The 12,498-nt window shown below is 74.4% G+C and carries 13 protein-coding genes; 9 read left to right on the forward strand and 4 right to left on the reverse strand.

The window, feature by feature from the left end:
- Window positions 1–192: 192 nt before the first annotated feature.
- On the forward strand, window positions 193–801 hold the full coding sequence (locus ACIHAA_RS13540; RefSeq protein ID WP_399816437.1) for a TetR/AcrR family transcriptional regulator: 609 nt from the start codon (window positions 193–195) through the stop codon (window positions 799–801).
- A gap of 87 nt (window positions 802–888) precedes the next feature.
- Here ACIHAA_RS13540 and ACIHAA_RS13545 read toward each other — a convergent pair whose 3' ends face one another.
- From ACIHAA_RS13545 to ACIHAA_RS13560, 4 genes are all read right to left on the reverse strand, one after another.
- A complete protein-coding gene (locus ACIHAA_RS13545; RefSeq protein ID WP_399816439.1) occupies window positions 889–1,212 on the reverse strand; it encodes a DMT family transporter in 324 nt (107 codons plus the stop codon).
- Window positions 1,213–1,365: 153 nt separating this feature from the next.
- A complete protein-coding gene (gene rsgA, locus ACIHAA_RS13550) occupies window positions 1,366–2,379 on the reverse strand; it encodes a ribosome small subunit-dependent GTPase A (RefSeq protein ID WP_399816441.1) in 1,014 nt (337 codons plus the stop codon).
- A gap of 16 nt (window positions 2,380–2,395) precedes the next feature.
- A complete protein-coding gene (gene aroA, locus ACIHAA_RS13555; RefSeq protein ID WP_399816443.1) occupies window positions 2,396–3,712 on the reverse strand; it encodes a 3-phosphoshikimate 1-carboxyvinyltransferase in 1,317 nt (438 codons plus the stop codon).
- Between the two features lie 177 nt (window positions 3,713–3,889).
- On the reverse strand, window positions 3,890–4,621 hold the full coding sequence (locus tag ACIHAA_RS13560) for a M50 family metallopeptidase (RefSeq protein WP_399816445.1): 732 nt from the start codon (window positions 4,619–4,621) through the stop codon (window positions 3,890–3,892).
- Between the two features lie 48 nt (window positions 4,622–4,669).
- Between ACIHAA_RS13560 and ACIHAA_RS13565 the strand changes: the two genes are divergently transcribed.
- The 8 genes from ACIHAA_RS13565 (at window position 4,670) to def (ending at window position 12,457) form a co-directional block, all read left to right on the forward strand.
- Complete coding sequence (locus ACIHAA_RS13565) at window positions 4,670–5,524, forward strand: SOS response-associated peptidase (RefSeq protein WP_399816447.1); 855 nt, start codon at window positions 4,670–4,672, stop codon at window positions 5,522–5,524.
- Window positions 5,525–5,629: 105 nt separating this feature from the next.
- Entirely contained in the window at window positions 5,630–6,274 is a 645-nt protein-coding gene (locus ACIHAA_RS13570) for an alpha/beta family hydrolase (RefSeq protein ID WP_399816450.1), read from the forward strand.
- Window positions 6,275–6,529: 255 nt separating this feature from the next.
- Entirely contained in the window at window positions 6,530–7,213 is a 684-nt protein-coding gene (gene sigR, locus ACIHAA_RS13575; protein WP_399816771.1) for an RNA polymerase sigma factor SigR, read from the forward strand.
- The gene (gene rsrA / locus ACIHAA_RS13580) at window positions 7,210–7,512 is read left to right on the forward strand and encodes a mycothiol system anti-sigma-R factor (RefSeq protein ID WP_399816452.1); all 303 of its coding nucleotides are present in this window, start codon (window positions 7,210–7,212) and stop codon (window positions 7,510–7,512) included. Before sigR ends, rsrA begins: the two co-directional genes overlap by 4 nt.
- 195 nt (window positions 7,513–7,707) lie before the next feature.
- Window positions 7,708–9,117: an HD-GYP domain-containing protein gene (locus tag ACIHAA_RS13585; RefSeq protein WP_399816454.1), complete on the forward strand. Its 1,410-nt coding sequence runs from the start codon at window positions 7,708–7,710 to the stop codon at window positions 9,115–9,117.
- A 191-nt stretch (window positions 9,118–9,308) separates the two neighbouring features.
- Window positions 9,309–10,589, forward strand: a complete 1,281-nt coding sequence (locus tag ACIHAA_RS13590) for an HD-GYP domain-containing protein (protein WP_399816456.1) — start codon at window positions 9,309–9,311, stop codon at window positions 10,587–10,589.
- A gap of 137 nt (window positions 10,590–10,726) precedes the next feature.
- Window positions 10,727–11,707 carry a tetratricopeptide repeat protein gene (locus ACIHAA_RS13595; protein WP_399816458.1) on the forward strand — a complete coding sequence of 327 codons (981 nt, stop codon included), beginning with the start codon at window positions 10,727–10,729 and terminating at the stop codon, window positions 11,705–11,707.
- A gap of 99 nt (window positions 11,708–11,806) precedes the next feature.
- A complete protein-coding gene (def, locus tag ACIHAA_RS13600; protein ID WP_399816773.1) occupies window positions 11,807–12,457 on the forward strand; it encodes a peptide deformylase in 651 nt (216 codons plus the stop codon).
- Window positions 12,458–12,498: the final 41 nt, after the last annotated feature.

The following is a 12,498-nucleotide window of genomic DNA, read 5'->3' on the forward strand; positions in this document are numbered from 1 at the left end:
GGGGCCACACGACCCGGGGACCGCGGCGCGTCACCGGCGCCCGCCCCGGCCGCGCGCCCCATATGGCCGTACGCGGTGGCGGAATCACGGCGCCCGCGGCCCCGGGGGCGCCCCCCGACGCCGCCGCGAACCCTTGACAGTGCTGCTACGCGCGTCAAACCTGTCGTCAGAGCCGCCGGCCCGAGGGAGTCGATGATGCCCGGAGCGCGGGAATCCCTGCTCGACGCCGCCTGTACGGCACTCGCGCGCCGCCCGTGGTCCGCCGTGCGGATGGTGGATGTCGCCGCGGCGGCCGGTGTCTCCCGCCAGACCCTCTACAACGAGTTCGGCAGCAAGGAGGGCCTCGCCCGGGCCCTGGTGCGCCGGGAGGCGGACCTCTATCTCGCCGGGGTCGACCGGGCCCTGGCCACGCACCCGGACGTCCGGGAGCGGCTGGCCGCGATCGCCGAGTGGACCACCGCCGCGGCCCGCGGCAATCCGCTGGTGCGGGCCATGCTCACCGGCTGCTGGAGCGAACGGCTGCCCGCCCCCACCCTGACCGCTGTGCCGTCCGCCTCCGCGGTGCCCGCGCAGCGCCGGGCCGACGGGCCGCTGCCGTCCCCGGCCGACTTCGTGTCCCTGGTCCGCGACCGTGCGGTCGGCTCGGTGGCCGGTCCGGCGACGACGAGGGCGGAGGCGGCGGAGCTGGTCCGCGTCTGCGAGCTGGTCGTACGGCTCTCCCTGTCCTGCGTCGCGGCACCGCCCGGGCAGGGCGGGGCGGCCGAACTGGTCCGGCTGGCCTTGCCACGGCCGGTGCGGTGAGGGCGGCCACCGGCCGGACCAGCAACGGTCTCGGGCTCCGGTCGGCCCGCTCTCCGGCGGGACCGGGGACCGGGGGCCGGGCGGGTCTCAGCGGGCCGAGCCGGACAGTTGCAGACCGATCACGCCCACGATCACCAGGGTGATCGAGAGGATCTTCAGGACGGAGACCAGGTCGCCCAGGAACACCATGCCGTAGATCGCCGTGCCCGCCGCGCCGATCCCCGTCCACACGGCGTACGCCGGGCCCACGTCCAGCTTCCGCAGGGACAGTGTGAGCAGGCCGAAGCTCCCGAGGGCGAAGCAGGCGAAGGCGATCGTGGGCCAGAGCCGGGTGAAACCGTGGGAGAGCTTGAGGCACACGGCGAAGCCGGTCTCCAGCACCCCCGCCACGATGACCAGCAGCCACGCCATGGTGTGTCCTCCCGTGTCCCCGCGTCGACTGCCTTCGCTTCCGGTCAGGCCCGGTGCGAATAGAGCAATTACCTGCCCGGGGCGGACGCAAACCCGCGGGGCCCGGGTGACCGAGGAGCCGGCGGTGCCGACGGGACGCCGGGCCCGCCGGGGTCAGTCGCCCTCTCTCCGCTCGCGCGTGGCGAGCAGGCGCCGCAGCGAGTACAGCCGCGCCGGGTCCGCGTGCCCCTCGGCCACCCAGGCGTCCAGCGCGCAGTCCGGCTCGTCGTGGCTGCACGCCCGAGGACAGCCCTCGGTGCCGGGCTCCAGGTCGGGGAAGGCATGGATGACGCGGGAGGGGTCGATGTGCGCGAGGCCGAAGGACCGCACACCCGGGGTGTCGACCACCCAGCCGTCCCGGTCGCCGCCCAGCGGCAGCGCCAGCGCCGAGGTGGTGGTGTGCCGCCCGCGGCCGGTCACCGCGTTGACATGGCCCGTGGTGCGCCGCCGGTCCTCCGGCACCAGCGCGTTGACCAGCGTCGTCTTGCCCACTCCGGAGTGCCCGACGAACGCGGTCACCTTGCCCTGGAGATGCTCGCGCACCCGGGCCACCGCGTCCCCGCTCTCCAGCTCCTCGCGGCTGGTGACCACATGGGGTATGTCCAGCGTGCCGTACAGCTCCAGGAACTTGTCCGGCCGGGCGAGGTCCGACTTCGTCATCACCAGCAGCGGTTCCAGACCGCCGTCGTAGGCGGCGACCAGGCAGCGGTCGATCAGCCGCGGGCGCGGCTCGGGGTTGGCGAGGGCGGTGACGATGGCCAGCTGGTCGGCGTTGGCGACGACCACCCGCTCGTAGGGGTCGTCGTCGTCCGCGGTGCGGCGCAGGACGGAGGCGCGCTCCTCGATCCGGACGATCCGGGCGAGGGTGTCCCTGTCGCCGGACAGGTCGCCGACCAGGGCCACCCGGTCGCCGACCACCGCCGCCTTGCGGCCCAGCTCGCGGGCCTTCATCGCGACGACCGCGCGGCCGTCGACCAGGCAGGTCAGCCGTCCGCGGTCGACGGTGAGGACCATGCCCTCCGCGGCGTCCTCGTGCTTGGGGCGGATGTGCGTCCGCGGCCGGTTGCCCTTGCGGTTGGGGCGGCTGCGGATGTCGTCCTCGTCGGTGTGCTTGCCGTAGCGGCGCATGATCCAGGTCCGCCCGTCAGTTCCCGAGCATCCCGGCCCACAGTTCGGGGAAGTCGGGCAGTGTCTTGGCCGTGGTCGCCACGTTCTCGATCTGCACCCCCTCGACGGCCAGGCCGATGATGGCGCCCGCGGTCGCCATCCGGTGGTCGTCGTAGGTGTGGAAGACGCCGCCGTGCAGGGGGCGCGGGCGGATGTGCAGGCCGTCGGCGGTCTCGGTGACATCGCCGCCCAGCTCGTTGATCTCCTTGGTGAGCGCGGCCAGCCGGTCCGTCTCGTGCAGGCGCAGATGGGCCACTCCGCGCAGGGTCGAGGGGGAGTCCGCGAGGGCCGCGACGGCCGCGATGCCCGGGGTCAGCTCGCCGACCTCGCCCAGATCCACGTCGATGCCGTGGACGGCGCCCGAACCGGTGAACCGGAGGCCGCGCTCGGTCAGCTCGCAGGAGCCGCCCATCTCGGTGAAGATCTCCCGCAGCCGGTCGCCGGGCTGCGTCGTCCGGGCGGGCCAGTCCGGGACGACGACCGTGCCGCCGGTGACCAGGGCGGCCGCCAGGAACGGCTGGGCGTTGGAGAGGTCCGGCTCGACGGTCAGGTCCCGGCCGAGCAGGGCGCCCGGGGTGACCCGCCAGACGTTGGGCTCGCCGCCCGACTCCGGGGTGTCCACCTGGGCGCCGACCGTGCGCAGCATGTCCACGGTCATCCGGATGTGCGGCAGGGAGGGCAGGGTCGCCCCCGTGTGGCGGACCTCCACCCCCTGGTTGAAGCGGGGGGCGGACAGCAGCAGGGCGCTGACGAACTGGGACGAGGAGGACGCGTCCACGGACACCGGGCCGCCGTCCAGCGCGCCGCCGCCGTGCACGGTCAGCGGCAGGGCGCCGCGGCCGTCGTCGTCGATCCGGGCGCCCAGCACGCGCAGGGCGTCGATCACGCCGTTCAGCGGGCGCTCGTAGGAGCGGGGGTCGCCGTCGAAGCGGACCGGGCCGTCGGCGAGCGCGGCCACCGGAGGGAGGAAGCGCATCACGGTACCGGCGTTGCCGACGTCCACCGTGGCCGGGCCGCGCAGCGCGGCCGGGATGACCCGCCAGGTCTCGCCGGAGCCGTCGGGGCCCACGCCCTCCTCGATGCCGACGCCCAGCGCGCGCAGCGCACCGGCCATCAGCAGGGTGTCGCGCGAGCGCAGGGGGCGGCGCAGCCAGCCCGGCTCGGAGGCGAGGGCGGCGAGCACCAGCGCCCGGTTGGTGACCGATTTGGACCCCGGCACATGAACCGTGGCGTCGACGGCTCCGCTCGCATGCGGAGCGGGCCAGAGGGCGGTGTGCGCGGGGTTCACGGTCATGCGCCCCACTGTAGTGGTTGGTCCAGTCCGTAGATCTTGATCAAAAGTGGCGAAACCTGCGCGAAATCCTTCTCCGATACGGGGCTGATACCGGCCCTGGCGGGCGTCGCACCCCTATGACCGAAATGTCCGTACGTATGGCTGCCGCCGGGGGCCGCACCGGCAGGGCCGTGGCAATCAGAGCCGCAGCAGCCACTGCCCGCCGCCCATCAGCGAGCACAGCGACACCACGTGGAACAGGAACAGCCACAGGCCCGCGGGCACATGGGTGAGCCGGGAGAGCTGGTCCGCGTCGGAGTCCCCGGCGCCGGAGCGCGACCGCTTGGCCTGGAGCTCGAAGCCCGGCCGCACGCCCCCGACCAGCAGGAACCACACCACCGCATAGGCGAACGCCGCCTGCACCTGGGGACCGGCCAGCCAGGACACCAGCAGGAAGGTGCCGCCGGTCACGACCACGGTCAGCACCCCGTAGGCGTTGCGGATCATCACCAGCATGACCAGCAGCAGCGCGGTGGCCAGCCACAGCAGCAGGGTGATGTGCCCGGCGGCGAGCAGTGCCGCGCCGCCGAGGCCCAGCAGCGGGGGAGCGGTGTAGCCCGCGGCGGCGGTGAGGATCATGCCGAGGCCGTAGGGCTTGCCCCGGCTGACGGTGAGGCCGCTGGTGTCGGAGTGCAGCCGGATGCCCGTCAGGGTGCGGCCGGTCAGCAGCGCGACCAGCCCGTGCCCGCCCTCGTGCGCGATGGTGATGGCGTTGCGCGCCACCCGCCAGCTGCCCCGCGGGACGACCACCGCGAGCGCGGCGGCCAGGGTGGCGATCACCACCCACAGATCGGGGTCGGGCTGGCTTCCGAAGACCCGGTCCCACAGGTCGGGAAGGGCGCTCAGCGAGGTGGAGGCGAGGCTGTCCATTGCGGGGAACGGCTCCTGGGTGTCGGCGGATCTGGCAGGGTGGCACGCATGTGCGGACGGTATGCAGCGAGTCGCAGGCCCGAGGATCTCGCAGGAATCTTCGGGGCCGAGCCCGGGGTCCCCCCGGTGCCGGCGGAGACGGGAACCGGGGCCGGTGAGCCGCCGGAGACCCTGGCCCCCGACTACAACGTCGCCCCGACCAAGCAGGTGCACGCCGTCCTGGAGCGTCCTCTGAAAGACGCCGAGGACCGGCGGCCGGTTCGCCAGCTGCGCAGACTGACCTGGGGGCTGGTCCCCTCCTGGGCGAAATCGCCCGAAGGGGCCGCCCGGATGATCAACGCGCGTGCGGAGACCGTGCACGAGAAGCCCTCCTACCGCCGCGCCTTCGCCGCCCGGCGCTGCATCATCCCCGCCGACGGCTACTACGAGTGGGTCACCGGCAGCCAGGAGCGCGACCTGGAGGTCGAGGGCCGCCGCAAGCGGCCGCGCAAGCAGCCGTACTTCGTGCTGCCCGCCGACGGCTCGGTCTTCGCGATGGCGGGCCTCTACGAGTTCTGGCGGGACCGGACGCTGCCCGACGACCATCCCCGGGCCTGGTGGGTGACCTGCTCGGTGATCACCACGGAGGCGGAGACGGCACCGCTGGCCGCCGCGCCCGCCGAGGGCCCCCGCTCGCTGTCCGACATCCATCCGCGCATGCCCCTGATGCTCACCCCGGACCGCTGGGACGCCTGGCTCGACCCCGCGCACACCGACCCGGACGAGCTGCGCGCCCTGCTCCAGCCGCCGCCCTCCGGTCTGATGCGCGCCTACCCCGTCTCCACCGCGGTCAGCAATGTCCGCAACAACGGCCCGGAGCTGCTGACGGAGCTGGAGGCCCCCGAGGAGGGCACACTCTTCTGACGTGCCCGGACGTGGCACCCGGCCCCTGTCCCGGCGGACGGGTGCGGGGAACGGAACGGGCGTGGACGACATGGCGGGTGCGGACGACATACGGGTGCGACGGACATGACGGATGTGACGCAGAGCGTGGAGACCGGCGCCGGTACGGCCCGGGTGACCTGGCACCGGGCGCGGCGGCCCGAGCGGGTGCTCGCCCTCGGGCACGGCGCCGGGGGCGGGGTCGAGGCACGCGACCTCCAGGCCCTGGCCCGGACGCTGCCCGCGCACGGGGTGACCGTCGCGCTCGTCGAGCAGCCCTGGCGGGTGGCGGGCAGAAAGGTGGCGCCCGCGCCGAAGACGCTGGACACCGGATGGCGCGGGGTGTGGCCCGCCCTGGCGGAGCCGGGGCTGCCCGTGATCGCCGGGGGCCGCAGCGCCGGGGCCCGGGTCGCCTGCCGCACCGCCGGGGAACTCGGCGCCGCCGCGGTCCTCGCGCTGAGTTTCCCGCTGCACCCGCCGGGCCGCCCCGAGAAGTCCCGCGCCGGGGAACTGCTGGAGGCGGGCGTGCCCACCCTGGTGGTCCAGGGCGGCAGGGACCCCTTCGGCAGGCCGGAGGAGTTCCCGCCGGGCCCCTACGGCCTCGTCGAGGTGCCGGGCGCCGATCACGGCTTCGCCGTCGCCAAGCGGGCTGAGCCGGACCAGGACCGCGTCCTGGAGATCATCGCGGACGCCGTGGCGGCATGGACGGTGTCACTCGGGTCGCCCGGGTGACCCACGGGAATGCTGCGGCGCGGGCCGCTGTTGTGCGGGGCGAGACAGCACCGGGCGTGCTGCACCGCACGACGAGAGGAAGTCCGCCGCATGGGTTCGATCATCTGCCCGAGCCGCAGCAGCAGCGCCGACCTGGACTGGACGGTGCTGCACGCGGCCAGGCCCGCCCCTATTCGGGCGGCGGCGGACAAGGGTGTTCGTCTATCCTCCGATCTCAGTGGGACCGCTTTCGGTCCTGCCACGTCGCTGGAGGAGGTGGGTCCGGTCACCGGTACCGACGCAGGGACCGAACACGGCCAGGCGGAGCAGCCCGAGGGCCGGGGCACGGGCGCGGAGTCGTCCGCCGCGCGCAGCGCGCGCTTCGAGCGGGACGCGCTCGAGTACCTCGACCAGATGTACTCCGCCGCCCTGCGCATGACGCGCAACCCGGCGGACGCCGAGGACCTGGTGCAGGAGACCTACGCCAAGGCGTACGCGTCCTTCCACCAGTTCCGTGAGGGCACCAACCTCAAGGCCTGGCTCTACCGGATCCTCACCAACACCTTCATCAACTCGTACCGCAAGAAGCAGCGCGAACCCCAGCGCAGCGCGGCCGAGGAGATCGAGGACTGGCAGCTGGCCCGCGCCGAGTCGCACATGTCGACCGGTCTGCGCTCCGCCGAGTCGCAGGCGCTCGACCACCTGCCCGACTCGGACGTGAAGGAGGCCCTCCAGGCGATCCCCGAGGAGTTCCGCATCGCCGTCTATCTCGCGGACGTGGAGGGGTTTGCGTACAAGGAGATCGCGGACATCATGGGGACACCCATCGGTACGGTGATGTCCCGGCTGCACCGGGGCCGCCGTCAACTGCGCGGCATGCTCGAGGACTACGCCCGCGAGCGGGGACTGGTCCCGGCCGGTGCCGGGGAGTCGGACGAAGCGAAAGGCTCGGGCTCATGAGCTGCGGAGAGCCGCACGAGACGGATTGCAGTGAGGTCCTGGACCATCTCTACGAGTTCCTCGACAGCGAGATGCCGGACGTGGACCGCTCCAAGATCCAGCACCACTTCGAGGAGTGCTCGCCGTGCCTCGAGAAGTACGGTCTGGAGCAGGCCGTGAAGAAGCTGGTCAAGCGGTGCTGCGGCCATGACGACGTACCGAGCGACCTCCGGGCGAAGGTCATGGGCCGGATCGACCTGATCCGCTCCGGCCGGGCGGTGCCCGACCACGATGTGACGGCGACACCGCAGGAGTCCTGAACTTCTGTTCGACACGGCGGTCTTCCGCGGTCGAGCGTCACCCGAACGTACCAATCCAGGGGCTCGGACCCCTGGATTTCCCCCCGAAGCGCCCCTCCCGGGCCGCCCTCCCCTCTAGGCTCCCGAGCCTGAAACCGGGGCATGCCCGGGCCCGTCCGGTCCGGACAGCGGTGCGGGTTCGGGGGGAGGAACACCATGGGACCGGTCCGGCCGCCGGCAGTCGTCTATGTCTGCTGCGCCGCCCTCGGCGCCCTGGTGTGCGCGGCTCCCCTGGCCCGTGCTCCCGCCTCCTGGCCCGCGGTCGCCCTGCTCGCCGCGGGCTCGGCCGCCTGCGAGCGGCTCCCCCTGACCCGGTCCCCCGGACACTCCGGACGGTCCCCCGGTGGCCCCTCCGGCCACCGGCCCCCGGAGAGCGGGGGCACCTTCTACCCCGCCCTGCTCGCCGCGGCCTTTCTGCTGCCCCCGGCCGCCGCCGCGTGCGTACCGCTGCCCGGCGCCCTGCTTGCCCGGCCCGCCGGACGGCCTCCCTGGCTGCGCCGCTGCTGGCGGGCCGCGCGGCCCGCCCTCGCCGTCTGGACGGCGTCCCGTGTCCACCGCGCCCTCGGCGGCCCGGCCGCGCTCCTCGGCCCCCGTCTCCCGGACGCCCTCCCGGCCGCCGCGGCCGCGGTGGTGGCGTTCTGCCTGGTGCTGACCGCCCTCGACGGCGGCATCCTGGTGCTGGCCGAGCGGGTACCGGCGCGCACCGCCTGGCGCGGGATGTTCCTGCGGAGCCTCGCCCCCGTCTCCGTGCACGGGCTCGCCGGACTGATGATGGCCGTGCTCTGGCGCAGCCCCTACGGGCCGGTGACCGCCCTGCTGGTGCTCCTGCCCATGTGCGTCTCCTGCTGGGTCTTCGCCCAGTACGACCGGGAGCGGGCCGCCCACCGGGCGACGGTCCGCGCGCTGGTCCGGGCCGTCGACCTCAAGGACCGGTACACCCGCGGCCACAGCGAACGCGTCGGCCAGGCCTCCATGATGATCGCGCGCGAACTCGGCCTTGACGACCGCCGGGTGGAGGTCCTGCGGCTCGCCGGGACCCTGCACGACATCGGCAAACTCGGCGTCCCCACCCGGCTGTTGCGCAAGGAGGGGCCGCTCACCCACGAGGAGCGCCGGATCATCGAGCTGCACCCCGAGTACGGCGACGAGATCGTGCGCGGCATCGGCTTCCTCGGCGAGGCGCGGGACGCGATCCTGCACCACCACGAGCGGCTCGACGGCTCCGGCTACCCCTGCGGGCTGAGCGGGCGCCGGATCCCGGAGGCCGCCCGGGTGGTGGCCGTCGCCGACGCCTTCGACGCGATGACCTCGACCCGCTCCTACCGGCGGGCCCGGCCCGTCGAAGCCGCGCTGGAGGAGCTGCGGCGCTGCGCGGGCACCCAGTTCGACCCGGAGGTGGTGCGGGCGCTGGTCCGTGCGCTGGACCGCTGGGGCCGCCCCCGCCCGGACGGCCCCGGCGGCGGGCACTGGCACCCGGCGGTCACCGCCGATGAGACGTACGCCCGCGTACCGCCCCCGGCCGCCCGCGCCGCCGGACGGGCCCGCGGCGGGAACGACCCCGCATGACCCCGCCCCGCACCACCTGGGTCCGCACGGCCCCGCGCCGGGTCCTTCGGGTCCGCGTGCCCTGGTCCCGCATGGCCCCGCGCCGCGTGCTCCGAGCCCGCATGCCCCTGTCCCGTATGCCCTGGGCCCGTGTGCCCCGGCCCCGCACGCCCTGGGCCCGCGTGCCCCGGCCCCGTAGGCCCGGTCGCCGTATGCCGGGACGCCGTGTGTCCCACCCCCGCCCGGCTCCGCCCCGCCTCCCGCTCGTGCTCCTCGCGGCCCGTACCGCCGCGGGGCTCCTCGCCGTCTGCTGCCTCGGTCTGACCCTCCGGGACGGTCTCGCGGAGCCCTCCGCCGCCCTCGCCTACGGGGTGCTGGTCGCCGTGGGGGAGCTGTCCCGGTGGAGCGGCGGCGACGAGCGGGAGCCCGCGCCCCTCGGTGCCGCCGGGGCGCTCTCCTACGCGCTGCTCGGGCAGATCGCCGGGCGGCCCGCCCACCACGGGGTGGCGCAGGTCGTCACCGTGGTCCTCGCGGCCGCCCTGGCGGGCTGCGTCCCGCAGGTGGCCCGGGGCCGCGGTTCCGCCGCCGACCACCTCACCCGCCGCCTGCTGACCGTGGGCTTCGCCGCCCTCTGCTTCCAGCCGGTCTACCGGGAGGCCGGACCGCACGGCTGGAGCGGGCCCGCGTACCCCCTCCTCCTGGTCGCCCTGCTGGTGCCGACCACCCTCTGCGACGCCCTGCTGGCCGCCGCACTGGCGCACTCCCGCACCCGCCGCCCTTTCGGCGCCCTGCTGCACGAGGGGCTGCGCGCCCGGCTCGGCATCGGCTCCGCCGTCTTCGCCACCGGTGCCGTGATGTCGCCCGCCGTCGCGGTGGCGGGCCTGTGGGCGCTGCCCGCCCTCTCGCTGCCGCTGCTGCTCACCCAGCTCTCCCACCGGCGCTGCGCAGCCGCCCGCACCACCCACCGGCAGACCGTCGCCTCGCTGGCCCGCGCCACCGAGATCGCCGGGTACACACCGCCCGGGCACGCCCGCCGGGTGGCGGAGCTGAGCCGGGCCGTCGGCCGCGAGCTGGGTCTGTCCGGGGCCGAGCTGACCGTGCTGGAGTACGCGGCGCTGATGCACGACATCGGGCAGCTCGGCCTGGTCGACCCCGTCCCCGCGGGCGCCACCGCCGTGCTGCCCGCCGAGGAGCAGCGCCGCATCGCGCTCCTCGGCGGCGCCGTCGTCCGGCAGACCGGGGTGGACGCCGAGGTCGCGGTCGTCGTGGAACGGCAGGCCGACCCCTGTCCGGAGCAGCCGGTCGGTGCCCGGATCATCCGGGCCGTTAACGCGTTCGAGGAGATGACGCGGCAGCAGCCCGGTCCGGCCGGAGCGCTCCGCGCGCTGGAGCGGCTGCGGCTGGCCCGTGCCCGCGACTACGCTCCCGAGGTGGTGGAGTCACTCGCGAGGGTGTTGCAGAGAGACGGTCTGACCCTGCCTGCCACGGGGTAACCCATGGGTAATGAGCGGCCGTCCGGCGGTACGTGGTTGGATGCGAGGAGAGGTGTTCGGGGGCACAGCTCGCGCGTGACCCCGCGGACGGCAGGGAACCGGCAGGCGGGATCGCAAGGGACTGGCAGGCGGGAATCGTGAGGATCTTCGGGAAGGGACGGCACCGGCCCTCCGCCTCCTGGCGGCAGGCCACCGACCGCGCGTTCACGCTGATCGGCGACGGACGGTACGAGGACGCGGGCGCGCTGCTGACCCGCGCCGCGGGCCTGGAGCCCTGGCTGTCGGAGTCCTGGTTCAACCTGGCCCTGCTGCACAAGTTCCGCCACGACTGGGAGCAGGCCCGCACCGCGGGGCTGCGCGCGGTGGCCCTGCTCGACCGGGAGGCGGGCGCCCCGGACTGGTGGAACGTGGGCATCGCGGCCACCGCCCTCCAGGACTGGCCGCTGGCCCGCCGCGCCTGGCAGGCCTACGGGCTGCGGGTGCCCGGCGGTTCCGCCGTGTCCGCCGAGCCGGAGGGCATGGAGCTGGGCAGCGCCGCCGTGAGGCTGTCGCCGGAGGGTGAGGCCGAGGTGGTGTGGGGGCGCCGACTGGATCCCGCACGCATGGAGGTGCTCTCCATCCCGCTGCCGTCCTCCGGGCGCCGCTGGGGCGAGGTCGTGCTGCACGACGGGGTGCCCCACGGGGAGCGCACCACGGCCGCCGGGCACGCCTATCCGGTCTTCGACGAGATCGAGCTGTGGGCGCCCTCGCCGGTGCCCACCTGGGTGGTGCTGCTGGAGGCCGCCACCGAGGACGACCGGGACGCGCTGGAGCGGCTGGCCGCCGACGCGGGGTTCGCCGCCGAGGACTGGTCCTCGTCCGTGCGGCTGCTGTGCCGGGCCTGCTCGGAGTCCCGGATGCCGTCGGACGAGGGCGACGGCGAGCACCTCGATCCGCACGACCACAGCGAGCCCGGGCACCCGGGGCCGCTGGGCCACCGCACCGACGGCCAGCTCTGGGTGCCCGAACGCGAGTGCGGTATCGCGGCGCCCGACGCGCTGGTCCGGGGGCTGCTCGACGGCTGGGTGGCGGACAGCCCGGACTCCCGGGACTGGCGGGACCTCGAAGAGGTCTGCTGACCAGGAGCCCGGCCGGGCAAAGCCGGGAGAGCACCCGGGCGCGCCCCGTAGGCTGTACTCGCAGGATTTCCCATGGTTGCAGGAAGGCGTACGTCGGTCATGGCGCAGCAGGACACCGATCAGCAGCACGCGGGCGTGCTCCCCGTGGACGACGAGGGCTTCGTCGTCGACACCGAGAACCCCGAGGAGCGCGAGACGGCCTGGCGCGAGCGTGGCACCTCGCGGCCGATCACGGTCGTCGGGAATCCGGTGCTGCACAAGGAGTGCAAGGACGTCACCGAGTTCGGCGCGGAGCTGGACCAGCTGGTCGCGGACATGTTCGCCAGCCAGCGCACGGCCGAGGGCGTGGGCCTGGCCGCCAACCAGATCGGTGTCGATCGGAAGGTTTTCGTCTACGACTGCCAGGACGACGAGGGCGTGCGCCACGTCGGCGTCCTCTGCAACCCCCGGCTGGTGGACCTGCCCGCCGACCGCCGCCGCCTCGACGACAGCAACGAGGGCTGCCTGTCCGTCCCGACCGCGTACGCGCCGCTCGCCCGGCCCGACTACGCCGAGGTGACCGGCCAGGACGAGAAGGGCAACCCGGTCAAGGTGCGCGGTACGGGCTACTTCGCCCGGTGTTTGCAGCACGAGACCGACCACCTGTACGGCTACCTGTACATCGACCGGCTCTCCAAGCGCGAGCGCAAGGACGCCCTGCGGCAGATGGCCGAGAACGAGCCCCGCTACCCCGTGGTGGCCAACGACTGACACCCATGGTCCACGACGCCCGGCCGGGCAGCTGTCCCGGC

Source organism: Streptomyces sp. NPDC052040 (genome assembly GCF_044548405.1).
Classification (GTDB): domain Bacteria; phylum Actinomycetota; class Actinomycetes; order Streptomycetales; family Streptomycetaceae; genus Streptomyces.

Bases quoted from the DNA above. Each gene is read 5' to 3' on its own strand.
- rsrA (WP_399816452.1), top strand. From the start codon at position 7,210: ATGAGCTGCGGAGAGCCGCACGAGACGGATTGCAGTGAGGTCCTGGAC.
- ACIHAA_RS13570 (WP_399816450.1), top strand. From the start codon at position 5,630: ATGACGGATGTGACGCAGAGCGTGGAGACCGGCGCCGGTACGGCCCGG.
- aroA (WP_399816443.1), bottom strand. From the start codon at position 3,712: ATGACCGTGAACCCCGCGCACACCGCCCTCTGGCCCGCTCCGCATGCG.
- ACIHAA_RS13560 (WP_399816445.1), bottom strand. From the start codon at position 4,621: ATGGACAGCCTCGCCTCCACCTCGCTGAGCGCCCTTCCCGACCTGTGG.
- ACIHAA_RS13565 (WP_399816447.1), top strand. From the start codon at position 4,670: ATGTGCGGACGGTATGCAGCGAGTCGCAGGCCCGAGGATCTCGCAGGA.
- ACIHAA_RS13545 (WP_399816439.1), bottom strand. From the start codon at position 1,212: ATGGCGTGGCTGCTGGTCATCGTGGCGGGGGTGCTGGAGACCGGCTTC.
- def (WP_399816773.1), top strand. From the start codon at position 11,807: ATGGCGCAGCAGGACACCGATCAGCAGCACGCGGGCGTGCTCCCCGTG.
- rsgA (WP_399816441.1), bottom strand. From the start codon at position 2,379: ATGCGCCGCTACGGCAAGCACACCGACGAGGACGACATCCGCAGCCGC.
- ACIHAA_RS13590 (WP_399816456.1), top strand. From the start codon at position 9,309: ATGCCGGGACGCCGTGTGTCCCACCCCCGCCCGGCTCCGCCCCGCCTC.
- ACIHAA_RS13540 (WP_399816437.1), top strand. From the start codon at position 193: ATGATGCCCGGAGCGCGGGAATCCCTGCTCGACGCCGCCTGTACGGCA.
- ACIHAA_RS13585 (WP_399816454.1), top strand. From the start codon at position 7,708: ATGGGACCGGTCCGGCCGCCGGCAGTCGTCTATGTCTGCTGCGCCGCC.